This window comes from Aeromicrobium alkaliterrae (assembly GCF_039529015.1).
In the GTDB taxonomy this organism is placed as follows: domain Bacteria; phylum Actinomycetota; class Actinomycetes; order Propionibacteriales; family Nocardioidaceae; genus Aeromicrobium; species Aeromicrobium alkaliterrae.
This window is the reverse complement of the sequence record NZ_BAAAME010000005.1, coordinates 48,019-71,011: the sequence shown is the minus strand read 5'-3', so window position 1 is coordinate 71,011 and position 22,993 is coordinate 48,019. Positions and strand designations below refer to the sequence as shown.

Sequence of the window (22,993 nt, the reverse complement as noted above, 5' to 3'; positions counted from 1 at the left end):
GCGTCACATTTGACACTGACGTCAACATCTAAATGAGACGTCCGTTACACCCCCCGACAGGAAGAACGCTCATGAAGAACAAGCTGGCCGTGGCCCTTGCCGCCGCGTCACTCCTCCTCGCCGCGTGCGGGTCGTCGAGCGACGACGACAGCGCCCTGGAGGGCGAGAAGGCGACCGGCGACCCGATCGTGTTCGGCGTCCAGGCCCCCACCAAGGGAGCCGCCGCCTACCCCCAGACGGGCTACGGCGCCGAGGCGGCCGAGTGGTACGTCAACAACGTCATGGGCGGCGTCAACGGCCGGCCGATCGAGCTCAGCCTGTGCGCCGGTGACGGCAGCCCCGAGACCGCGATCAACTGCGCCAACAAGCACGTCTCCGACGACGTGCCGTTCGTGCTCGACGCCTACGACCAGGCCATCACGGGCGCGGTCCCGATCCTCGCCTCGGCCGGCATCCCGATCATCGGCACCCTCTCCGGCTCCGGCGTCGCCGACAAGGCCGAGTACGGCCAGGCGTTCTACTTCACGGGCCCGACCGAGGTCAGCGCGCTCGGCAGCATGAGCGTCCTGGAGGACCTCGGCAAGGAGAAGGTCACCCTCGCGGTCAACGAGGCGCCGACCTCGCACACCTACGTCGACTCCCTGGTCAAGCCGATCGCCGACTCGCTCGGCATCGACTTCTCGGTGCAGTACCCGCCGGCCACGGGCGCCAACTTCAACGTCGTGGCCGCCTCGCAGATCTCCGAGGACCCGGACGCCGCCGGCGTCATCTCCCTGCCGGAGGACGGCTGCACCGCCCTGTTCCAGGCGCTTCGCCAGCAGGGCTTCGACGGCACGATCTTCGCCGGCTCCTGCTCGCAGTTCATCGAGACCCTCGGGACGGACGCGGCCGGTGCCGTCGTCCAGCCCCGCCTCTGGGTGCCGCTGAGCAAGGACAACGCCCCCGACAAGATCGCCGAGCAGCTCGACATCTTCGAGTCCTCGATGGAGGAGGTCGGCTACGGCGAGGAGCTGTCGGCCCGCTCGCTGTACTCCTTCGCCGGCGTCATCAACATGGTCAACGTCATGGAGACGATCGACGGCGACATCACCAAGGAGAGCATCGTCGAGGCGATGAAGGGCCTCGTGGACTTCGAGACCTTCGCCGGCCCGACCGTGACCTGTGACGGCGAGCAGTGGACCGGCCTGCCGACCTCCTGCAGCCGTCAGGCCATCTTCTTCGAGGTCCAGGACGACGGCACGCTGGCCCCGGTCAACGACACCGAGACCGGCTACATCGAGCTCGACCCGAGCCTCGTCCCCACCAAGTAATTCTCGTCGCCCAGGGCCCGGCACACCTGCCGGGCCCTGGGCCCCGACACAGGAGTCCCCCTCGTGGATACCTATCTGCAGTTCATGGTCCTGGGCCTCGGCCTGGGCGCGGTGTACATCGCGCTCGGCAACGGCCTGGTCCTGACCTACCGCGCGACCGGCATCATCAACTTCGCCCAGGGCGCCATGGCCATGTGGGGCGCCTACGTCTTCGCCCAGCTGGAGATCGACGGCACGATGGTGCTGCCGATCGGCTCGGTCTCGTTGAGCGACGGCCCGCTGGGCGTCGTCCCGGCGCTGATCATCGCGCTCGTGACCTCGGTGTTCGTGGGCCTGCTCGCCCACTACCTCGTCTTCCGCCCGGTGCGACACGCGCCGGCGCTGGCCCAGGTCGTCGTCTCGGTCGCGCTCATGCTGACCATCCAGGCGCTCGTGGTCGTGCGCTTCGGCCCCAACAACATCCGGGTCGAGTCCATCATCGAGCCCGGCAACGTGACCCTGTTCGGGGTCGACGTCTCGTCGCGCGAGCTCGTCATGACGGGCATCATGCTGGTGCTGTCGGTCGGGGTGTGGGCGTACTTCCGCTTCACCCGCGCCGGCGTCGCGACCCGCGCCGCCTCCGAGAACGAGCGCGGCGCCACGCTGCGCGGGTTCTCTCCCGACCGCCTCGCGGCGTTCGCGATGGTCATGGCCTCGGTCGTCGCCACGATCGGCGTGATCCTCGCCAGCAGCCTGACCGGCCTCAACCCGCAGAACTACACGCTCCTCGTCGTCCCGGCGCTCGCGGTGCTGCTCGTGGCGCGGATGGAGTCGGTCATCATCGTGTGCGCCGCCTCGATCGTGCTCGGCATGTTCCAGTCGGTCGTGAACCTGCTGGTGCTCAAGGACTGGTGGCCCACGTGGGCGCAGTCGGGCATCGACCAGGTGCTCCCGTTCGTCGTGGTCGTCGTGATCCTGCTGGCCTTCGGCAGCCGCCTCCCGTCGCGCGGCTCGCTGCAGACGGTGCCGCTGCCGGACGTCAACATCCCGCGGATCCGTCCGATCCCGATGCTCGTGCTGCTCGGCATCACGGTCGCCCTGCTCGTCTGGCTCAAGGACGGCTACCGCTTCGGCATGACGTACTCGATCATCCTGATGCTGATGGGGCTCTCGTACGTCATCATCACGGGCTACCTCGGGCAGATCTCGCTGGCCCAGACCGCGTTCGCCGGCGCCGCCGGATTCACGCTGTCGAAGGTCACGATGAACTGGGACATGCCGTTCGTGCTGGCGATCCTGTTCTCGTCGGTCGTCGCGGCGCTGCTCGGCATGGCGGTCGCCCTGCCGGCCTTCCGCATCCGCGGTGCGCAGCTCGCGATCGTGACGATCGCCGCCTCGCTCGCGATCGAGCGATTCGTGTTCAACAACTACTCGATCACGCCGCCCGAGGGGAACCCGATCGCCAACCCGAGCTTCTTCGGGCTCAACCTCGCGGTGCGTGACGGTGCCGAGCTCAGCCGGTTGATCTACTCGATCACGGTGCTCGCGGTGGCGACGATCCTGGTCCTCGCGTTCATCCGGATCGCCTCGGGCGACACGGGCCGTGCGTTCCTGGCCGTGCGCTCGAACGAACGTGCCGCAGCCTCGGTCGGCATCGACGTGCGCCAGACCAAGCTGATCGGCTTCGGCATGTCGGCGTTCATCGCCGGCATGGCGGGCTGCCTGATCGGCTACAGCGCCGGGCAGCTCTCCGCGGAGTCCTTCACGGCCTTCGTGGGGCTGCAGATCCTCGCGGTCACGTACATCGGTGGCATCACGTCCTTCGGCGGCGCCGCCGTCGCGGGCGTGATCGGGCCGCTCGGCATCATCTACGTGATCTTCCACGACCTGTTCGAGATCGGCGACTACTACGCGCTCGTCTCGGGCATCGCCCTGATCGTCACGGTGATCCTCAACCCCGTCGGCATCGCCGGAGCGACCCGCATGCAGATCGCCTGGGTGCGGGACAAGCTCGGCGGCAGCAGCCCGAAGGACGAGTCCACCCACCCGGCACCGAAGGCTGCCGCCAAGGAGGTTTCCGATGTCCACTGACCAGAAGAGCACCCCGCGCAGCGGGGGACTGCGGACGACGGGCCTCACGGTCCGGTACGGCGGCAACGTCGCCAACGAGAACATCGACCTCGAGGTCCTGCCCGGACAGATCGTCGGGCTGATCGGCCCGAACGGCGCCGGCAAGACGACGTTCGTCGACGCGGTCACCGGGTTCACCCCGGCCGAGGGCACGGTGGAGCTCGCCGGTGAGCGGATCGACGCGATGCGTCCTCACCTGCGCCGCCGTCGCGGCCTGTCGCGCACCTGGCAGGCCGGTGAGCTGTTCGGCAACCTCACGGTCGAGCAGAACGTCGTGGTGGCCACCCGCCCCGGCGGCCTCGGGACGGTCGTCCGCGACCTGTTCGGGCGTCGTCGTCAGGAGACCGACCCGCGCGTGGCGAAGGCTCTGCAGACGGTCGGTCTCGCCGGGTTCGAGCAGAAGCTGGCCCGCGACCTGGCCCTCGGTCAGCAGAAGCTGGTCGGCGTGGCCCGCGCCCTGGTCGGACGCTGCGAGCTGCTGCTGCTCGACGAGCCCGCCGCCGGCCTCGACAGCTCCGAGAGCATGGAGTTCGCCGACCGCATGCGGACCATCGTCGACGACGGTGGCCCCGGCGTCCTGCTGATCGACCACGACATGTCGCTCGTCCTGAGCGTCTGCGACCGCGTCTACGTCCTCGAGTTCGGCAAGCTGATCTTCGCCGGAACGCCCGAGGAAGCCCGCACCGACCCGGCGGTCGTCGCCGCGTACCTCGGAGTCCCGATGGAGAACACCGATGCCTGATTCGCTCCTGTCCGCCTCCGGCCTGACCGCCGGCTACAACGGCGTCCCCGCGATCCGCGACCTCGACCTCGAGGTCGGGCCCGGCGAGGTCGTCTCGATCCTCGGCCCGAACGGCGCCGGCAAGAGCACGACGCTCTCGGCGCTGGTCGGCCTGCTGCCCCTGATGGGGGGCACGGTCACGGCGCTGGGCGAGCCGGTCGGCTCGAAGAAGCCGCACCTGCTGGCCCGCAAGGGCGTGATCCTCGTGCCCGACGACCGTGGCCTGTTCCACGGCCTGTCGGTGCGCGACCACCTGCGGCTCTCGCGGCGCAAGCCCGACGCCGAGCGCGAGAAGCTGATCCTCAAGAGCTTCCCCGCCCTCGCGGCGCTCGACGCCCGCAAGGCGGGCCTGCTCTCCGGCGGTGAGCAGCAGATGCTCGCGATCGGCAGCGCCCTGCTGGGCGAGCCGAAGGTGCTCCTGGTCGACGAGATGTCGCTCGGGCTCGCCCCGAAGATCGTGCAGGAGATGCTGCCCGCGATCCGCAGCCTGGCCCAGGCCGAGGGTGTCGGCGTCGTGCTGGTCGAGCAGCACGTCGAGCTCGCGCTCGGCGTCTCGGACCGCGCGCTCGTGCTGAACCACGGCCGGGTCGTGCTCTCGGGCTCGGCCGCCGACCTGCTGAAGGACCGCTCGACGCTCGAGGCGGCCTACTTCGGCGCCGACGAGTTCGCGGAGGACGACCCGGAGGTCTTCGCCTCATGACGGCTCGCACCTACGAGCCCATGATCGGGGTGGGGGACTACCTGCGCCTGAACGCGCAGCGGTTCCCCGACCGCGACTGCTTCGTGACCGAGGACGGCACCCGCCACTCCTTCACCGAGGTGAACGCGCGGGTCAACCGGCTCGCGTCGAGCCTGGCGGCCCGGGGGGTCACGAAGGGCTCGCGCCTGGCGATCCTCGCGATCGACAGCGTCGCGTACTACGAGGTCGTGCTCGCCTCGCTCAAGCTGGGCGCGACCTACGTGCCGCTCAACAACCGGCTGACGCAGGCCGAGGTCACGACCCTGCTGGGCCGCGCCGAGCCCACCTGCGTGTTCGCGAGCGAGCGGTACACCGAGGTCGCCCGCACCGCGGCCGAGGCGGTCGGCGGCGTCCGCACGCTCGTCGCGCTCGACGGCCCCGGCGCCGACGGCTTCGAGCCGTACACCGACCTGGTGGACCAGGGCGAGGACGTCGACCCCGCCGTCGTCGTGCACGACACCGACATCGTCGGCCTGGCCTTCACCTCCGGCACGACGGGTCTGCCCAAGGGCGTCCTGCAGTCGCACGGGATGATCAAGGCCCTGCTGTCGCTGCAGGACAACGAGTACGAGTACCTGCCGGGCGAGTTCCGCTACACCGCGTCGCCCGCGTTCCACATCGCCGGCCAGGCGCTGGTGCTGGACCACATCAAGCGCGGCTTCACGACCCTGATCCTGCCGCAGTTCGACGACGCGACGACCCTGCGCTGGATCCAGGAGGGCGGCCTGACGGGCTGCTTCCTGGTGCCCACCATGATCCGCCGCATCCTCGACCTGCCGAACGTGCGCGAGGGCGACTACTCGCACTTCCGCTCGATCATCTACGGCGCGGCCCCCATGCCGCCGACCCTGCTCACCGAGGCCATGGCGGTCTTCGGCTGCCGGTTCATCCAGGCGTTCGGCGCGTCGACCGAGGGCGGGATGCAGGCCATCCTGACGTCAGAGGACCACGTGCGGGCGCTGGCCGGCGAGGCCCATCTGCTGGGCTCGATCGGTCGACCGATCTCGGGCGTCGAGCTGCGCATCGTCGACGTCGACGACCGCGACGTCGAGGTCGGGGAGGTCGGCGAGATCATCACGCGCAGCGACGCCGTGATGTCGTGCTACCTCGAGATGCCGGAGAAGACCGAGGAGTCGCTCAAGGGCGGCTGGTTCCGGGCCGGCGACCTGGCCCGGCGCGACGCGGAGGGCTTCCTCTACCTCGCGGGCCGCAGCAAGGACATGATCATCCGCGGTGGCGAGAACATCTACCCGATCGAGATCGAGACGGTGCTGATGGACCTGCCGGGTGTCGCGAGCACCGCGGTCGTCGGACGCCCCGACGACTACTGGGGCGAGACCGTCGTCGCGTACCTGACGGTGCACGAGGGCGCGCAGCTCGATCCCGAGACGGTGCAGGCACACTGTCGGGAGCACCTGGCCCGGTTCAAGGTGCCTGAGGAGGTCCTGATCGTGCCCGAGATGCCCCTGAACGCGAGCGGCAAGATCCTCAAGCGCGAGCTGCGCCGGTTCCTCGTGGAGGGCGGCCCACGGGCCGAGGTCTCCGAGGCGTCCGCGGGAGTCACCGCGTGAACGCCGCACCCGTCCGGGTCGACCGGCCGCGGCCCGAGATCGCGGTCGTCACGATCGACCGTCCCGACCGGCTGAACACCCTCGACGTCCAGGTCGTGCGCGCGCTGCACGCCGTGCTCGACCAGATCGCCTCCGAGCGCGACACGCGCGTCGTGGTGCTGACGGGGGAGGGGCGCGCCTTCTGCGCCGGCCTCGACCTCAACGGCTACGGCGACCCGGAGCGCGAGGAGCAGATGGGCGTGCCGCTGGCGACGCTCGACCGCCAGCGCGAGATCGCCGACCTGACGACCCGCCTCCACACGCTGCCGCAGCCCGTCGTCGCGGCGGTCAACGGACCTGCGGCCGGCGGCGGCCTCGCCCTGGTGTGCGCCAGCGACGTCCGCATCGCGGCGCCGTCGGCGATCTTCGCGGTCTCGTTCATCCGGGCCGGCTACTCCGCGTGCGACATCGGCGTCTCGTGGCTGCTGCCGCGCCTGGTGGGTGCTGGCCGTGCGCACGAGCTGATGCTGACGGGCCGTCGGTTCGACGCCGAGGAGGCGCTGCGGATCGGCCTGGTCACCGAGATCACCGAGGACGTGCTCGCCGCGGCGATCGCCAAGGCCGAACAGATCATGCTGAACCCGCCGGCCTCGGTCGCCCTGACCAAGCAGGGCATGTGGCTCGCGCTCGAGACCCCCGCGCTCGCTGCGGCGATCGAGCTGGAGAACCGCCAGCAGGTCATCACGGCGCTGACCGAGGACATGCCCGAGGCGCGCGCCGCGTTCCTCGAGAAGCGTCCGCCGTCGTACAAGCACCGATGAGCGGCGACGTGCTGGCCGGGAAGGTCGCCCTCGTCACGGGGGCCACCTCGGGCCTGGGTCGCCGCTTCGCCGAGGTGCTGGCCGCGAACGGTGCCCACGTGGCCGTCGCGGGCCGTCGGGTCGAGCGAGCTGCTGAGGTCGTGGCCGCGATCCAGGCCGCCGGGGGCACCGCGACGGCGGTCCAGCTCGACGTCCGCGACGCCGCCTCGATCAGGTCGGCCGTCGAGCAGGTCGAGGCGAGCCTCGGCCTGGTCGAGATCCTGGTCAACAACGCCGGCATCCCCGACGCGCAGCGCGCCCACCGCATGACGGTCGAGCTCGTCGACGACGTCCTGGCCACCAACGTGCGGGGGCCGTGGCTGCTCGCCACGGAGGTCGCCGGCCGCCTGATCGCCGCCGAGCGGCCGGGCCGGATCGTCAACGTCTCCTCCATGAGCTCCTTCCAGTACGGCGGCGAGGGTGCGGCGCTGTACTCGGTCACGAAGGCCGCGATCAACCGCATGACCGAGGCGCTCGCGGTCGAGTGGGCCCGGCACCACGTCAACGTCACGGCGATCGCTCCCGGCGCGTTCGCCTCGGAGATGATGGACGGGATGCTCGAGCGGATGGGCGACATCACGGCGGGGTTCCCGCGCCGTCGCCTCGGCGATCCGACCCAGCTCGAGAGCACGCTGCTGTTCCTCGTCTCGCCCGCGTCCGACGCCGTCACCGGCACGGTCGTGAAGGTCGACGACGGGCAGATGCCCCGATGATCGAGCACCGATGACGGTCACCGTCCCACCGTCCACGTTCACGGTCGAGCGCGGACGCGTCCGCCTGTTCGCGCAGGTCATCGGCGAGCGCGGCACGGTCCACGACGACCTCGACGTCGCCCGGGCCGCGGGTCACCCCGACCTGCTGGTGCCGCCGACCTTCTTCTACTCCGTCGAGATCGAGGACCCGGAGGGCTTCGCCTTCCTGGCCGACCTGGGCGTGCGCCCTGACGAGACGATCCTGCACGGCGAGCAGCGCTTCACCTACCTGGCCGACGTGCACGCGGGCGACACGCTGCTCGTGGAGCCCCGTGTCGGGTCGGTCCAGCCCAAGAAGGGCGGCGCGATGCTGATGGTCGAGCGCCTCAGCGAGTTCCGTCGCGACGGGGAGCTCGTGGCCCGCGGCACGACGACCCTCGTGATCCTGCGACGCGAGGAGAGCGCATGAGCGACGCCCTGCCGCCGTTCGCCCTGCCGGCGGTGACGCGCACGACGCTCGCGCTGTTCGCGGGCGCGTCGGGCGACCACAACCCGATCCACATCGACCTCGACCACGCCCGCGCCGCCGGCTACGACGACGTGTTCGCGCACGGCATGCTCTCGATGGCCTGGCTCGGCCGGGCGCTCGAGTCGTGGGTCGGCCCCACGCACGTGCGTGACCTCGGTGTGCGCTTCGTCCACCTGACCCACGTCGGCGACGTGCCGACGTGCCACGCTGTCGTCCGTGAGGTGGACGGCGACGTCGCCCACCTGGACCTGGAGATCCGGCTCGCCGACGGGACCGTGACCGTGACCGGTCGTGCCGTCGTCGACACCGATGCGCTCCCCCACCCCTCGAAGGAGAACCCCCATGAGTGACGGACCCCTGGCCGGACTGCGCGTGGTCGAGATGGCGGGCCTCGCGCCGGCGCCGTTCGCCACGACGATGCTGGCCGACCACGGCGCCGAGGTGGTCCGGATCGACCGGACGACGCCGACGGTGGGGGAGCCCGACCTGCTGGGTCGCAGCCGCAGCGTCGTGCACCTCGACCTGAAGGCGCCCGGCGCGATCGACGCGGTCCTCGAGCTGCTCGACGGGGCCGACGTGCTGATCGAGGGCTACCGACCGGGCGTCATGGAGCGCCTCGGTCTGGGGCCGGAGGTCGTGCTGGCCCGCAACCCGCGCCTGGTCTACGGACGGATGACGGGGTGGGGCCAGACCGGCCCGCTCGCGCACGCCGCCGGCCACGACCTCAACTACGTCGCCCTGTCCGGTGTCCTGGGCGCGGTCGGTCCGGCCGGCCAGGCGCCGACACCGCCGCTGAACCTGGTGGGTGACTTCGGCGGCGGTGGTCTGCTGCTGGCCTTCGGCGTGCTGGCGGCGATCGTCGAGCGCTCCCACTCGGGGCGCGGGCAGGTCGTGGACGCGGCGATGGTCGACGGGGCCGCGATGCTCTCGACCCACCTGCACTCGATGCTGGCGGACGGGACGTGGGACGGCGAGCGCGGCGACAACATCATCGACGGCGGTGCCCCGTACTACCGCTGCTACGCGACCTCCGACGACCGCTACATGAGCGTCGGTGCGATCGAGCCGCCGTTCTGGGCGCTCCTGCTGGAGGGCCTCGGCCTGTCGGACGAGGACCTGCCGGACCGCGACGACCGGGCCCAGTGGCCCGCGCTCGGCGAGAGGATCGCGGCGGTCTTCGCGACCCGCACCCGTGACGACTGGGCGGCGGTGTTCGCCGGGACGGACGCGTGCGTGGAGCCGGTGCTCGACCCCCGCGAGGCACCGTTCGCCGCGGCCAACGCGGCGCGTGACGTCTTCGTCGAGGTCGACGGCGTCGTGCAGCCGGCCCCCGCCCCGCGCTTCGACCGCACCCCGCCGGCGACCCCGCGATCGCGCGCCACGGCCGCCGCCGACGACCTGGCGGGCTGGGGCCTGTCGGACGCCGCTCTGGGACTGCTGACCCGCCGGTGAGGTCGTGAGTCAGGGACGTTCGAGGTCGATGCGCGTCTCGACGCAGCGGTAGCCCGCCCGGCGAAAGGCCGCAGCCATGGGCGTGTTGGCGGCATCCGTGGTCGCGGTGACGCGTGAGGCGCCAGGCTCGGCATGGAACCGGGTGACGAACGCGAGGATCTCGTCGACGTACCCCTGGCCCCGGTGCTCAGGAAGCACGGCGAGGTAACCCACGTTTCGGTGGGTCGGGGTCGCTGACGGGATGGCGATGCCGACGACGGTGCCGTCAGCGGCGGCGGCTGTGCGCCACCAGGAACGGTCGCCGGGGCACCTGAGGTAGTAGTCGAGCTCGGCGCGGGCCAGCTGGTCGGGGTCGCCGGACTCGAGCTCGCGGCGGGTCATGACGTCCAGCGAACCCTCGGTGGCGGCGGCAAGCAGTCGCAGGAAGGTGTCGTCGCTGGCTGGCGCGAACACCAGCGAGCCGGGTCGGGGCGGCAGTGGTCGATCCGAGTCCCACTGGAACTGGAGCCGCTCGTTGACCAACGTCAGTCCCGCTGCTGCGGCGGCGTGAGTCTTCCGGTCGACCTCGGCGACGAGCGTCGCATCCTGCCGCCAGCCGCGCGGCAGCCGCATCGTGTGTGGCAGCGGGGTAGCGACCCCTCGACGCGACAGGGCCTGGTGTCCTGCGGCGAGAAGGGCTTCGCTCAGGCTTTTGTGACCGGGCGCCTGCGCCTCGACGTCCCACACCTCCAGAGCGATCGGGACGACCGTGTCGCGGCCCCACCACATCGCTCGCCCGACGATCACCTCGGACTCGTCGATCGCCAGGACGGACCACTCGGGCCGGATACGGCCAGCCTCGATCTCAGCGACGACCTCGCCGATCGGCGGTCCGGTGCCGGCAGGGCAACTCAGGGCTGCAGTGGTCAGCTGCGCGGCCGACGGGACGACAATCCGCATCAGGCCAGCCTCCCCGGCTGGGTCATCCGAGGCAACCCCGACGGCCGTCCCGCGCGCACCGTTGACAGGGCCGCTGGCCATGCCTAGTGTGAGCCACGCAGCAATTTGACACTGACGTCAATTACGGAAACGAGATCCCCATGACGCACGCAGTCATCGTCGACGCCATCCGCACCCCGGGCGGCAAGCGCAACGGCTCGCTGGGCGGCTGGCACGCCGCCGACCTCGCGGGCACCGTCCTCGCGGCGGTCGCCGAGCGGAACGGGCTCGACCCGGCTCTGGTCGACGACGTCATCATGGGCTGCGTCTCGCAGGTCGGCGACCAGTCGACCAACATCGGCCGCTCGGCCGTGCTCGCGGCCGGCTGGCCCGACAGCGTCCCCGCGACGACGATCGACCGCCAGTGCGGCTCGAGCCAGCAGGCGGCGCACTTCGCGGCCCAGGGCGTCATCGCTGGCGCGTACGACATCGTGGTCGCGGCCGGCGTCGAGGTCATGACCCGCACGCCGATGGGGGCCACCGCCGTCGGCGGCCACGCGTTCGGCCCGCTGGTGCACGAGCGCTACGCCGACCGTGAGTCCTTCGGCCACGCCGGCCTCGTGAACCAGGGCATCAGCGCCGAGCTCATCGCCGAGCGGTGGGACATCTCGCGCGACGACCTCGACGCCTACGCGCTGCAGAGCCAGGAGCGGGCCGCCGCAGCCCGTGACGCGGGCCGGTTCGACCGCGAGATCCTCCCCGTCGAGCGACGCACGTGGGACGCCGAGACCGGCACCGCGACGCACCACGGCGAGCTCGTCACGGCCGACGAGGGCATCCGCGCCTCGACGCTCGACAAGCTCGGCAACCTCAAGCCGGCCTTCCTGCCCGAGGGCCGCGTCACGGCGGGCAACAGCTCGCAGATCACCGACGGGGCGTCGGCCGTGCTGATCATGTCCGAGGCCAAGGCGACCGAGCTCGGTCTGACGCCGCGCGCCCGCTTCCACACCTTCGCGCTCGCCGGCGCCGACCCGATCGAGATGCTGACGGCGCCCATCCCGGCGACCCGCAAGGTGCTCGAGAAGTCGGGCCTGTCGGTCGACGACATCGACGTCGTCGAGATCAACGAGGCCTTCGCCTCGGTCGTCCTGGCCTGGCAGAAGGAGCTCGGCTTCGACCTGGCGAAGGTCAACCGCAACGGCGGCGCGATCGCGCTCGGCCACCCGCTCGGCTCCTCGGGCAGCAAGCTCATGGCGACCCTCTTGTGCGAGCTCGAGGCCACGGGCGGCCGCTACGGCCTGCAGACGATGTGCGAGGGCGCCGGCCTGGCCAACGCGACGATCATAGAGCGGATCTGAGCGTGTCCGTCCTCCCCGGCGCCGACCCGCGCACTCTCGCGCAACGGCTGCAGATCAGCCTCGGCGAGAGCATCACGATGTCGGCACGGAACGCGCCGGACGTCGCGAGCTTCGTGCTCGACGACGGGTCGAGCCACACGTTCGCCCAGACCAACGCGCGGGTCAACCGCCTGGTCTCGGCCCTGCGGTCGGCCGGGGTGGGCCCGGCCGACCGCCTTGCGGTGTTCGCGCTCGACTCGCACCGCTACGTCGAGATCGTGCTGGCCGCGGCGAAGCTCGGGGCGGTCTACGTGCCGCTGAACTACCGTCTGACCCGCCAGGAGGTCGACGTCCTGGTGGGTCGCGCGGAGCCGGTCGTGCTGTTCCACGACGACCGCTACGCGACACTGCTCGAGGGCATCGCGGAGCAGCACGCGTCGCTGCGTCACGTCGTGAGCCTCGACGGTGAGGGCGACGCCTACGAGGACCTGCTCGCGACGGGCACCGAGGACGAGCCGCTCGTGGTGGCCTCGGACTCCGACATCCTCGGCCTGGCGTTCACCTCCGGGACGACGGGCCTGCCGAAGGGCGTGCTGCAGACGCAGCGGATGATCAAGGCGATCGTCAACGCCCAGGTCATCGACTACCGGATGCGGGCCGGCGAGGTGCGCTACTGCGCGGCTCCGGCGTTCCACATCTCCGGCGTGTGCGGCCTGCTGGCCGGCGTGGCCCGCGGCTTCACCTCGGTGCTGATGCCGCAGTTCGACGCCCGCCGGGTGCTCGACCTGATGATCGCCGACGAGATCACGGCCGCCTTCATGGTGCCGACCATGATCAGCACCGTGATGCAGATGCCCGACGTGGCCGATCACGACTACGAGCGGCTCGAGCTCATCTACTACGGCGCCTCGGCGATGTCGCCGACCCTGCTCGCGCGGGCGATGGACATCTTCGGCTGCGACTTCCTCAACGCGTTCGGCGCGGGCACCGAGGCCGGTCTGCAGGCCGTGCTCAGCCCGGAGGACCACCGCAGGGCGCTGGCCGGCCACCCCGAGCTGCTCGGCTCGATCGGCAAGCCGTCGTACGGCGTCGCGATGCGCATCGTCGACGACGAGATGAACGACGTCGCCCCGGGCGAGGTCGGCGAGATCGCGACCCGCAGCGACATGCTGTTCGAGGGCTACCTCGGCATGCCGGAGGAGACCGAGCGGGCGCTGCGCGACGGCTGGTTCCGCGCGGGCGACATGGGCTACGTCGACGACAGCGGCTACATCTACCTGCACGGCCGCAAGAAGGACATGATCATCCGCGGCGGTGAGAACATCTACCCGATCGAGATCGAGTCGACGCTCGCCGAGCACCCGCAGGTCGTGCAGAGCGCCGTCGTCGGCGTCGCCGACGAGCACTGGGGCGAGGTCGTGCGCGCCTTCGTCCAGGTCGTCGAGGGCGCCACCGTGACGCCCGAGGAGCTCGCCACGCACTGCGGCGAGCGCCTCGCGCGCTACAAGGTCCCGGCCGAGTTCCGCCTCGTCGCGGCCCTCCCCACCAACGCCAGCGGCAAGATCCTCAAGCGCGAGCTCCGCACCGAGACGTGACCTGGGCGGTCACGGCCTGTACGATATGTCTGACATATCGCTCGGGCCGTGATTCCTGAAGGGGAGCGCTCATGCAGATCCGTGGAGCCGTGCTGGACCGCATCGGAGACCCGTCGCCCTTCGAGGCGTCCCGTCCCCTGCGGGTCGTCGACCTGGAGCTCGCTCCGCCGGGCCCGACCGAGGTGCTCGTCAAGATCGAGGCCGCGGGCGTGTGTCACTCCGACCTCTCGGTGGTCGACGGCAACCGTCCGCGTCCGGTGCCGATGCTGCTCGGCCACGAGGCCGCCGGCCGGATCGTCACGACGGGCACCGACGTCGTCGGCCTCGCGGTCGGTCAGCGGGTCGTGATGACCTTCCTGCCGCGCTGCGGCGAGTGCGCGGGGTGCGGCACCGACGGTCTCGCACCCTGCCAGCCCGGTTCGGTCGCGAACGGCGCGGGCGTGCTGCTGGCCGGAGGCAGCCGCCTGCACGACGGGCAGGCCGAGGTCGCGCACCACCTGGGCGTCTCGGGCTTCGCGACGCACGCCGTGGTCGACCACCGCTCGCTCGTGCCGGTCGACGACGACGTCCCGGCCGACGTCGCCGCCGTGCTGGGCTGCGCGGTCCTGACGGGCGGTGGCGCCGTGCTCAACGTCGCTCGCCCTCGCCCCGGCTCGTCGGTCGCGGTCGTCGGCCTCGGCGGTGTCGGCCTGGCTGCCGCGATGACGGCGCTGGCGCACGACGACGTGCACGTGATCGGCATCGACATGCTGGAGCACAAGCTCGCTGCCGCCCGCGCGCTCGGCGTGCACGAGACGTTCACCCCGCAGGAGGCAGCCGATCGGGGCATCAAGGCCGACGCGGTGATCGAGGCGGTCGGACGTGGGGCCGTGTTCGCCGCAGCGCTCGCCCTCACGGCCCCGGGCGGGCAGACCATCACGGTCGGTCTGCCCACGCCGCAGGAGGTCGTCGAGGTCTCGCCGCTCGCGCTCGTCGCGGAGGGCCGCTCGATCGTCGGCAGCTACCTGGGCTCGGCCGTCCCGTCGCGCGACATCCCGCGGTTCGTCGAGCTGTGGCGCTCCGGCCGGTTGCCGGTCGAGCGCCTGATCAGCTCCTCGGTCGCCCTGGAGGACGTCAACCGGGCGATGGACCTGCTCGCGAGTGGCGCGGAGCTCCGTCAGCTGATCCGGTTCCCCGCCTGAGGCTCCTCCTAGTCCGGGGCGGACGTGATGCCGTTCGGGTCGAGGTGGATGTTGACCAGGACCGGTCCGGTGCGCTCCTCGATGCCGACGAGCGCTGCGGTCAGGTCGGCGTCGGTGTGCACCGCGAAGCCGGTGCCACCGAGGGCCGTCGCGACGTCCGCGAGCTCCGGCCAGCTGAACTCGGACATGCTCGGGTCCATGCCGCGGTCCACGAACTGGATGTGCTCCGCGCCGTAGGCGCCGTCGTTGAGGATCACGACGACGACGTCGAGCTCGTGACGCACCGCGGTGTTGAACTCGGTGAGCCCACCGAGCATGAAGCCGCCGTCGCCGCAGATCAGGACCGACGCCGAGCCGGGGTCGACCGCGGCGACGCCGATGGCGGTGCCCATGCCCAGACCGATCGAGCCGAACTCGACGGTGTGCAGGTAGTAGCCGTCGCGGCCGGTGTCGACCAGCGGCGCCGCGTGGAAGAAGTAGCGTCCGCAGTCGAGCGTGATGTGGCGCGGGTCGGGCAGCTCGGCGTCCAGGCGACGCAGCACGTGGTGCAGCTGCAGCGTGCCGGTCGAGGTGAGGACCGGGCCCGGGACGACCTCGGCGACCGGGGGGAGGCGGTCGGCGAACCCGGTCGGCTCGATCTCCGCCTCGTCGAGCATGCGGACGATCTCCTCGGCCAGCGTCGCCGCGTCGCCGACCACCGGCACGTCCACCGCGACGTGCTCGTTCAACGCCGTCGCGTCGCTGTCGACGTGCACGACACGGCGGCCGTCCAGGAGTGCCCCCTCGGCCGTGGTCCACTTCGTGAGTGCCGCGCCGAGCACGACGACGCAGTCGGCCTGGTCGAGCACGCCGGTGGTGCGCTCGTCCGAGAGCGTGCCGAAGATGCCGAGGTTCTCGGGCTCGTCGGCGTAGAGCCCGCGGGCCTTCAGCGTCGTCGCGACCGGCGCGCCGATGCGGCGAGCCAGGGCGAGGACGGCGTCGCGGGCCCCGGAGCGTCGGACGCCGACGCCGGCCAGCACGACGGGGCGCCGTGCCGAGGCGATGACGCCCAGGGCGGCGTCCAGCGCCTCCTCCCCGGGGCGACCGGGCTGCGCCACGACGTCGAGGCGGGCCGCGGGGACGTAGTCGACCTCCTGCCACTGCAGGTCGATCGGGACGTTGAGAATGATGGGCCGGCGCTCCGTGCGCGCGCGGCGGAACGCCCGGTGGACGTCGGTCGTGAGGGTCGCTGCCGACCGCAGCTGCTCGAACCCGGCCCCGCTCGGACCGGTCACGCTGCGCTGGTCGATGTTCTGCAGGCCGTCGCGGTCGGTGAAGGGCGTGTCGCCGGCGACGACGACGATCGGCGTGCGCGAGCGGACGGCCTCGACGAGCGGCGTGACGATGTTGGTGACCGCCGGTCCGTGGGTCACGGTCGCCACGCCCACCCGTCCGCTGGCCCGTGAGTACCCCGACGCGGCGAGCACGGCGCCGGCCTCGTGCGCGACGGCGATGAAGCGGCCGTGCCCCCGGGCGTAGCTGTCGCTCAGGAACAGGTTCGCGTCGCCCATGAGGCCGAACACGGTGTCGACGCCTTCGTCGGCGAGGGCTCGGGCGATGGCTTGGTGGACGTACATGGGGGCCTCCAGGGGGACGGGTCGTTCAGGAACGGGTGGGGACGCCGCCGATGACGAGCTGCATCACGGCGTGGGACGGGGTCGGCACGCCGAGGTCGTCGCCACGGCGCACGATTTCGCCGTTGAGCGTGTCGACCTCGGTCCGCCGGCCACGCTCGACGTCGTGCAGCATCGAGGAGCGCAGTCCGGGACCGACGTCGACGAGGAAGTCGAAGGCCTCGGTGGCGAAGTCGGGGCCGAGGTCGGCGCCGTCGGCGGCCGCGACGGCGGCGCCCTCGCGGAGCAGCGCTCGGGCGACGGCTCGTCCCCGCTCGTCGGCGATGAGGTCGCCGAACATCGCGCGGGTCGCCCCGGTCATCGAGTTCGCGGTCGCGACGAGCACCATCTTGCGCCAGGCGGCGGTTTGCGGATCGGGGGAGGCGACGGCGTTCAGGCCGGCGTCACGCAGCGCCTGGGCGAGGGGCTCGGCCCGCTCCGCGGCGGGGCGGCTCGGGTCGCCCAGCTCGAAGCGACGGGCACCGCTCAGGAACGTCACGACGCCGGGCTCCTCCATGCGGGCCTCGAGGTAGACGACGCCGTCGAGACCGGCGTCGCGCCCCAGGAGCTCGCTCACCGTGGCTCCGCGGCCGACACCGTTCTGCAGCGCGACGACGACACCGTCCTCGGCGAGGTGGTCCGCGAACGTCGCGACGACGTCGGCCGTGTCGGGCGCCTTGGTCGCGAGCAGGACGACGTCGAACGCGCCGGCTCCGTCCAGGGAGTCGAGCACGGTCGGGTGGGACGTGACCTCGTCGGGGCCTCCCGCGATGCGCAGGCCGGAGGCCCGCACGACCTCCAGCGTGCGCCCGCGTGCCAGGACCGACACGTCGGCTCCGCCGGCGGAGAGCACGGCGGCCGCGTAGCCGCCGATCGCGCCGAGGCCCACGACGAGGACGCGGCTCATGCGGCCGACGCGCCCAGGAAGCCGGAGATCTTGGCGAACATCTCAGCACCGTCGGCGCTCTCCCACGCCGGACGGACCTCGTCGCCCTCGGCGGAGAACCACGAGCCCTCACGCAGGGTCTCGTCACCCATCGCGATGGTGCCGGAGGTCACGAAGACACCCATCCAGCTGTCCAGCGTGATGGGCCCCGGCTGCCGGTACCCGGGCTCGAGCCGGATCATGATCGACTGCGCTCCGGTGGCGTAGTTGTGCGAGAGGACCTTGACCGAGAGGTGCTCGACGTCGAGCAGGGAGGTGTCGCCCTGGGTGCGTGCCCAGTCGACGCCGCGGACCCACGGCACGTTGTCGACCTGCAGCCGGACCCAGCCGCGGGTGCCCATGGCCTTGTCCCAGTCGGGCTCGGTCACGCACTGACCGGCCTCCTCGACGGGGCGGATGCGGCGCGAGGCGTAGTCGCTGAGGTCGCCCTCGCTCTTGCCCTCCAGGAAGAGCAGCGAGACGTGCCCGCCCACCGTGCTGGCACTGTGCACGATGCCCGGCGGCCGCCAGAAGTACCCGCGGTCGTGGTACGTCCCGTCGCCCGTCAGGGTGCTGTCGCCGGTGAGCACGAGCGACTCCTCGCAGGTGTCGTGATAGGCGTCGGTGAGGTCGGCGTACCCGGCCTCGAGGTGGATCAGGTCGCCACGGAAGGTCGTCTCCGGATTGTGGAACAGTCGCTTCTGCTTGTACTTCTGGTAGGACTCGCGCACCTTCTCGATCGGACCGAGGTGATCACGGAACTCCGGGGTCATCGAGTCGACGACGTCCAGCCCGTTCTCCCAGGGAAGGTCGGCCGTGTGCTTGATCTCCATCAGGTGGAACCTCTCGTGTGACGATGTTCACTAATACGTCAGACATTAGGGCTGGGGTCCTCGCTTGGCAATGACTCCCTGTTAAATCTGGCGAAACACGAGACCCTGTACGTGTTTCGTCGACGAACCGACCGAATTGTCTGAAGTGAAGACCTATCGGCTGCGGCGGGGGAGGAGCCCGAGCGCGACCAGAACCGTCAGCCCGGCGCACACGCCGGTCGCGGTCGCCGCCGCCGCGGTGATCCCCTGCGCCTCGACGACCGCGCCGAGCCCGAAGGCGCTGGCCGCGAGGGCCACGAAGGCCGACAGCAGGTACGCGGAGTAGATCTCGGCCCGGCGCTCCGGTGGCGAGACCGCGCCGACGTGGCCGGCGGAGGCGTGCAGGCCCAGGCCGGCCCCGACGCCGAGCAGCGGCACCGCGGCGACCAGCACCGCGGGCTCGCGCAGCGCCGCCGCGAGGGTCACGGCACCCCACCCCGCTGCCGTCGTGGCCGCGCCGACCGCCATGAGGACGACCCGAGGGCCCCGTGCCAGGACCTGCACCACCGCGACGAGCACGAGGATCGACGAGACGAACGCGCCGGCGACGCCGGGAGAGGAGCTCGACGCCGCCCGGGCCACGACGTCGGGGCCGTAGCTGCCGAGCATCGCGAAGGTCGCGTTGGTCGTGGCGACGGAGGCTGCGGCGATCCCGACCGGCACGAGGATCGAGCGCGGAACGCGGATCGGGGCGAGGAGGCGGGCCGGGGTCGTGCGCTCCGGACGCGACGAGCCGAGCGCGACGAGCGCGGTGAACGGCACGAGCAGCAGCACGATCGTCAGGACGTACGGAGTCACGAGCGGCCCGGGCAGGCGTGCGGTCGCCTGTCCGGCGAGCAGCGGGCCGATCGCCAGCCCCGTCGCGAGCATCAGCGTGGTCCGCGAGGTCCCCGCGCCCGTGCCACGCGGGTGCAGGTCCATCAGGGCGGCGGCGCCGGCTCCGGTCACCAGGCCGGTCGCCGCACCCTGCAGGAGGCGCCCCGCGACGAGCGCCTCGAGGGAGGGTGCGCTGGCGAGGACCGCCATGGCCGCGATCAGCAGCCCGGCGCCGAGGCGCAGGGTCGGGACGCGGCCGATGCGGTCGGACATCCCGCCGAGCGCCACGAGGACCACCATGACGCCGAGCGGGTAGCCGGCGAAGACCCAGCTGATCTCGGCGTCGCCGAGCCCCCACTCCTGGCGATAGGCCGGGTACAGCGGCGTCGGCGTGAAGCTCGCCAGCATCGTGACCAGGAGCAGCAGGCTCGTGGCGGTGAGCCCCCGAGGCGGCCGGCTCACGCGGCGGGGGACAGCAGCAGCACGCCGACGTCGTAGCGGGTCGAGAAGCGGCGCGCGAGCAGGAGCTCAGCACCGAGCGACACGGGGGACGTGGGTCCGACCGTGCCGTGGTCGGACCAGGCGTCGGCGACCTCGACGCCCGCCGCGCGCAGGCCCAGGGTCACCCGTGGGGCGTCCGCCGGGGCACCCGGTGTGCTGCCGGGGCGCCAGGCGAACTCCAGCCGCGCATTGCGTGAGGCGGGCCCGCGGTAGAGCGAGGCCTCCAGGCGCTCGCCGGGCCCCATGCCGAGCATCTGCTCCATCGCCGGTCCGTCGAAGTCGCCCCGGAAGTACTCCCGGCCCCCGAGCGACTCGGCGGCGAACCGGCGGGCGTCCTCCAGGTCCGGCGTCAGGCACACCACCGCGACGACCTCGCTGCAGTCCTGGGCGGGGTCGACCCCCACGACCGAGCGGGTCCCCATCGGGCGGTGCAGGACGATCGCGTGCAGGAGTCCCGACTCGTCCTGCACCAGCATCCGCTCGCGCACCGGGATGTCGGTGCCGGGCAGCGGGTAGTGCACGGGCTCGGCCGTGAACGCCCAGCCGGCCGCCAGCAGGCGGGCCTCGAGGTCGTCGCTGTCGCGGGCGTAGAAGTCGAGCGCGTACGGGCCACGCCGGGCGGGCGGCCCGGGGTCGCCGAGCCGCTCGAGCCCCTCCACCCGTGCGAGCACGATCCCGCCGCCCTGGGCGCCCTGCTTCTCGAGCACGCGCAGGTGCTCGACCGGAGCGTGGACGCCGAGCAGTCCGGACCACGCGGGATCGGGGTCCGGGTCGTCGTGGGCCACGGCGAAGCCCATGACGACCCCGTACAGCGCCGTGAGGCGGTCCAGGTCGGACGTGGGCAGGAAGACGTGGTCGAGGCCGTCGAACTCCATCAGTAGCTCCGTCCGAGTCCGAGGGACTCCCCGATGACGTTGCGGGTCATCTCGTTGCTGATCGGGCTGAACAGCTGCAGACGGGCGTCACGGAAGTACATCTGCATCGCCGACTCCGAGGCGAGCCCCATGGCGCCCATCGCGCGCATGCCGCGGTCGACGATCCGGGCCGCGGTCTCGCCGGCCTGCAGCTTGGCCATCGCGGTCAGGGTCGGCACGCGCTCACCGGCGTCGATCCGGTCGGCGGCGGCGCGGGTCAGGGCGGTCGCGGCAGCGAGCTCGGTCGCGGAGTCTGCGGCGGGGTGCTGCACCGCCTGCAGCGAGCCGATGGGACGCCCGAACGCCTGGCGCTGGGAGGCGTGCTCGACGTGCAGGTCGAGGGCTCCACGGGAGATCCCGAGGCTGATGCCGGCGGCGAGCAGGCGCTCGACGTCGAGGGTCTCGGACAGCAGCCGCATCGCCCTGCCGCGCTCGCCGATGATCGCGGCGGGTCGAGCGACGGCGTCGTCCAGGAAGATCTCGCAGCTCACGGCGGCGCGCATGCCGGCCATCGAGGTGCGCCGGATCGTCACGCCGGGCTGGTCGGGGTCGACCGCCAGGAGGCTGAGCCCGGACGCGCGCCGGCCGTCAGGCGCCGCGTCGGTGCGCGCGAGCACGAAGATCACGTCGGCGTGCAGGGCCAGCGAGATCCACGCCTTCTGGCCGTTCAGGACCCAGCGGTCACCGTCCTGGCGAGCGGAGGTCGTGGCGGCGAGCAGGTCGGTGCCCGCCCCGGGCTCGCTGAGGGCGAACGACGCGATGAACCGACCGGCCGCAGCGCCGGCGAGCCAGGCGTCCCGGTCGGGGTGCACCACGTCGGCCAGGACGCGGGAGATCATCCCGGCCAGGACCAGGTCGACCGCCAGGCTGGGCAGGGCGCGGGCGACCTCCTCCACGACGACCAGCGCGTCACCGGCGCCGCCCCCGGAACCGCCCAGCTCCTCCGGCGTGCCGAGGCCCAGGAAGCCCGCGTCGCCCAGGGCTCGCCACACGCCGGGGTCGAACGTGCCGGTGGCGTCCAGCTCCAGCGCGCGCTCCGGTGGCAGGTGCCGTCGGAGCAGCTCGCCGACGGCTGAGCGGACGGCGACGCGGTCATCGGACTCGGTCAGGACGGGGTGGACCATCAACGTGCTCCTTAAATGTCAGACACAACAGATCATGCGCCATGACCTCATGATCTGACCAGCGTGTCATTCCGCGAAGGCCTCTCTGTTTCAGGCGAATGACGAGCAAGATGCGCTGTCGTGACAGTCGCGAGCCCATCGATGAAAAACCTTGTGGGTGATCCCCGGTGCTGCATATGTTGGTTGTCAGACAACAGCCCGAGGAGCGCGCATGCCGGACATCAGGACCGTCACGATGATCAACTCCGACGGGAAGGCCGAGCCCCCGCTCGGCGTGCCGGAGGGGACCCGGCTGCGGCTGCAGGAGCTGCGGGTGCGGTTGATGGCGAAGACCCCGTACGAGCACCTCGTGACCGAGATCGCGACGGTCGACGCGGGCGAGGCGGCGATCGCCGCCGGCAGCGACGTGATCTACATCGACACGCTGGGCGACTACGGACTCGAGCGGCTGCGGGCCGTCTCCCCCGTCCCGGTCCTGGGTGCCGGGGAGATCGCGATGGCGACCGTGGCCGCCGAGGGTCGACCCGTCAGCATCGTCACGGTGTGGCCCGTCTCGATGGCCTACCTCTACGACCAGATGATCGCGCGGCACGCCGGCGGGGAGCTCGTCGCAGGGGTGCACCACTTCTCGGCCGAGTCCGAGCTCGACCTGGTCGGGACGGGCGCGGGCATCAAGGCACGGATGAACCGAGGTGAGGGGGACCTGCTCGACCAGCTCGCCCAGGCGTGCCGTGACGCCGCGCTCGCCGACGGCACCGACACGATCCTGCTCGGCTGCACCTGCATGTGGTCGGTCGCGGAGCAGATCACCGAGCGCACCGGCCTGCGCGTGCTGGAGCCGTCTCGCACCGGGTTGCAGGCCGCCTTCGACGTCGCGCTGTCGGCGGGCGGGCCTGCCGTCGCGCAGGCGACCCCCAGCGATCGTCTCGGGACCGTCACGGCGCTCGTCGACGCGTGGTTGGGCGAGGGCAGCGACGTCGCCGTGCCGACCGACGACTGCGAGGTCTGCGTGTTCACGCCGGCCGGCGTGGTGTGAGCGTCACATTTCAGACAAATTGTCTGATGTTTCGTCTGTGAACCATGGCCCGGCATCGTGGGCGTGGTCGCGGCCGGCGCATCTGAACTGCAATATGAGG

At 71.6% G+C, this 22,993-nt stretch carries 21 protein-coding genes; 14 read left to right on the top strand and 7 right to left on the bottom strand.

Translation table 11 applies throughout. The features are described from left to right. The first annotated feature begins 71 nt into the window (after positions 1-71). The 10 genes from ABD127_RS14355 (at position 72) to ABD127_RS14310 (ending at position 10,022) form a co-directional block, all read left to right on the top strand. The gene (locus tag ABD127_RS14355; RefSeq protein WP_344202766.1) at positions 72-1,310 is read left to right on the top strand and encodes an ABC transporter substrate-binding protein; all 1,239 of its coding nucleotides are present in this window, start codon (positions 72-74) and stop codon (positions 1,308-1,310) included. A gap of 63 nt (positions 1,311-1,373) precedes the next feature. Continuing rightward, positions 1,374-3,380 carry an ABC transporter permease gene (locus tag ABD127_RS14350; RefSeq protein ID WP_344202765.1) on the top strand — a complete coding sequence of 669 codons (2,007 nt, stop codon included), beginning with the start codon at positions 1,374-1,376 and terminating at the stop codon, positions 3,378-3,380. Continuing rightward, the gene (locus ABD127_RS14345; RefSeq protein ID WP_344202763.1) at positions 3,370-4,161 is read left to right on the top strand and encodes an ABC transporter ATP-binding protein; all 792 of its coding nucleotides are present in this window, start codon (positions 3,370-3,372) and stop codon (positions 4,159-4,161) included. Before ABD127_RS14350 ends, ABD127_RS14345 begins: the two co-directional genes overlap by 11 nt. Beyond that, positions 4,154-4,900, top strand: a complete 747-nt coding sequence (locus ABD127_RS14340) for an ABC transporter ATP-binding protein (RefSeq protein WP_344202762.1) — start codon at positions 4,154-4,156, stop codon at positions 4,898-4,900. Before ABD127_RS14345 ends, ABD127_RS14340 begins: the two co-directional genes overlap by 8 nt. Beyond that, entirely contained in the window at positions 4,897-6,510 is a 1,614-nt protein-coding gene (locus ABD127_RS14335; protein WP_344202760.1) for a class I adenylate-forming enzyme family protein, read from the top strand. Before ABD127_RS14340 ends, ABD127_RS14335 begins: the two co-directional genes overlap by 4 nt. Next, positions 6,507-7,310 carry an enoyl-CoA hydratase/isomerase family protein gene (locus ABD127_RS14330; RefSeq protein WP_344202758.1) on the top strand — a complete coding sequence of 268 codons (804 nt, stop codon included), beginning with the start codon at positions 6,507-6,509 and terminating at the stop codon, positions 7,308-7,310. Before ABD127_RS14335 ends, ABD127_RS14330 begins: the two co-directional genes overlap by 4 nt. Further along, positions 7,307-8,062 carry an SDR family NAD(P)-dependent oxidoreductase gene (locus ABD127_RS14325; protein ID WP_344202756.1) on the top strand — a complete coding sequence of 252 codons (756 nt, stop codon included), beginning with the start codon at positions 7,307-7,309 and terminating at the stop codon, positions 8,060-8,062. The genes ABD127_RS14330 and ABD127_RS14325 overlap by 4 nt, the downstream gene beginning before the upstream one ends. A gap of 10 nt (positions 8,063-8,072) precedes the next feature. Continuing rightward, on the top strand, positions 8,073-8,510 hold the full coding sequence (locus tag ABD127_RS14320) for an FAS1-like dehydratase domain-containing protein (RefSeq protein ID WP_344202754.1): 438 nt from the start codon (positions 8,073-8,075) through the stop codon (positions 8,508-8,510). Then, positions 8,507-8,920 carry a MaoC/PaaZ C-terminal domain-containing protein gene (locus ABD127_RS14315; protein WP_344202753.1) on the top strand — a complete coding sequence of 138 codons (414 nt, stop codon included), beginning with the start codon at positions 8,507-8,509 and terminating at the stop codon, positions 8,918-8,920. Before ABD127_RS14320 ends, ABD127_RS14315 begins: the two co-directional genes overlap by 4 nt. Then, on the top strand, positions 8,913-10,022 hold the full coding sequence (locus ABD127_RS14310; protein ID WP_344202751.1) for a CaiB/BaiF CoA transferase family protein: 1,110 nt from the start codon (positions 8,913-8,915) through the stop codon (positions 10,020-10,022). The genes ABD127_RS14315 and ABD127_RS14310 overlap by 8 nt, the downstream gene beginning before the upstream one ends. Positions 10,023-10,031: 9 nt before the next feature. Here the strand turns inward: ABD127_RS14310 and ABD127_RS14305 are convergent, their stop codons facing one another. Further along, positions 10,032-10,961 carry a GNAT family N-acetyltransferase gene (locus ABD127_RS14305; protein WP_344202749.1) on the bottom strand — a complete coding sequence of 310 codons (930 nt, stop codon included), beginning with the start codon at positions 10,959-10,961 and terminating at the stop codon, positions 10,032-10,034. Between the two features lie 140 nt (positions 10,962-11,101). Between ABD127_RS14305 and ABD127_RS14300 the strand changes: the two genes are divergently transcribed. The 3 genes from ABD127_RS14300 (at position 11,102) to ABD127_RS14290 (ending at position 15,053) form a co-directional block, all read left to right on the top strand. Continuing rightward, positions 11,102-12,298, top strand: coding sequence for a thiolase family protein (locus ABD127_RS14300; RefSeq protein WP_344202747.1), 1,197 nt, complete (start codon positions 11,102-11,104; stop codon positions 12,296-12,298). Positions 12,299-12,300: 2 nt separating this feature from the next. Next, positions 12,301-13,872: a class I adenylate-forming enzyme family protein gene (locus tag ABD127_RS14295; protein WP_344202746.1), complete on the top strand. Its 1,572-nt coding sequence runs from the start codon at positions 12,301-12,303 to the stop codon at positions 13,870-13,872. 71 nt (positions 13,873-13,943) lie between these two features. Then, positions 13,944-15,053, top strand: coding sequence for an alcohol dehydrogenase catalytic domain-containing protein (locus ABD127_RS14290; RefSeq protein WP_344202744.1), 1,110 nt, complete (start codon positions 13,944-13,946; stop codon positions 15,051-15,053). Positions 15,054-15,061: 8 nt separating this feature from the next. On the opposite strand, the gene ABD127_RS14285 is transcribed toward ABD127_RS14290, so the two are convergent. From ABD127_RS14285 to ABD127_RS14260, 6 genes are all read right to left on the bottom strand, one after another. Beyond that, positions 15,062-16,669, bottom strand: a complete 1,608-nt coding sequence (locus ABD127_RS14285; RefSeq protein WP_344202742.1) for a thiamine pyrophosphate-binding protein — start codon at positions 16,667-16,669, stop codon at positions 15,062-15,064. 25 nt (positions 16,670-16,694) lie between these two features. Beyond that, positions 16,695-17,612 (bottom strand): ketopantoate reductase family protein, encoded by a 918-nt coding sequence (locus ABD127_RS14280; protein WP_344202741.1) that lies wholly within the window; start codon positions 17,610-17,612, stop codon positions 16,695-16,697. Next, the gene (locus ABD127_RS14275; RefSeq protein WP_344202740.1) at positions 17,609-18,463 is read right to left on the bottom strand and encodes a cupin domain-containing protein; all 855 of its coding nucleotides are present in this window, start codon (positions 18,461-18,463) and stop codon (positions 17,609-17,611) included. The genes ABD127_RS14280 and ABD127_RS14275 overlap by 4 nt, the downstream gene beginning before the upstream one ends. Before the next feature lie 153 nt (positions 18,464-18,616). Further along, positions 18,617-19,780 (bottom strand): MFS transporter, encoded by a 1,164-nt coding sequence (locus ABD127_RS14270; RefSeq protein ID WP_344202738.1) that lies wholly within the window; start codon positions 19,778-19,780, stop codon positions 18,617-18,619. After that, positions 19,777-20,694, bottom strand: a complete 918-nt coding sequence (locus ABD127_RS14265) for a VOC family protein (RefSeq protein WP_344202736.1) — start codon at positions 20,692-20,694, stop codon at positions 19,777-19,779. Before ABD127_RS14265 ends, ABD127_RS14270 begins: the two co-directional genes overlap by 4 nt. Continuing rightward, complete coding sequence (locus ABD127_RS14260; protein WP_344202734.1) at positions 20,694-21,857, bottom strand: acyl-CoA dehydrogenase family protein; 1,164 nt, start codon at positions 21,855-21,857, stop codon at positions 20,694-20,696. The genes ABD127_RS14265 and ABD127_RS14260 overlap by 1 nt, the downstream gene beginning before the upstream one ends. A 211-nt stretch (positions 21,858-22,068) precedes the next feature. Between ABD127_RS14260 and ABD127_RS14255 the strand changes: the two genes are divergently transcribed. Beyond that, entirely contained in the window at positions 22,069-22,893 is an 825-nt protein-coding gene (locus tag ABD127_RS14255; protein WP_344202732.1) for an aspartate/glutamate racemase family protein, read from the top strand. Positions 22,894-22,993: the final 100 nt, after the last annotated feature.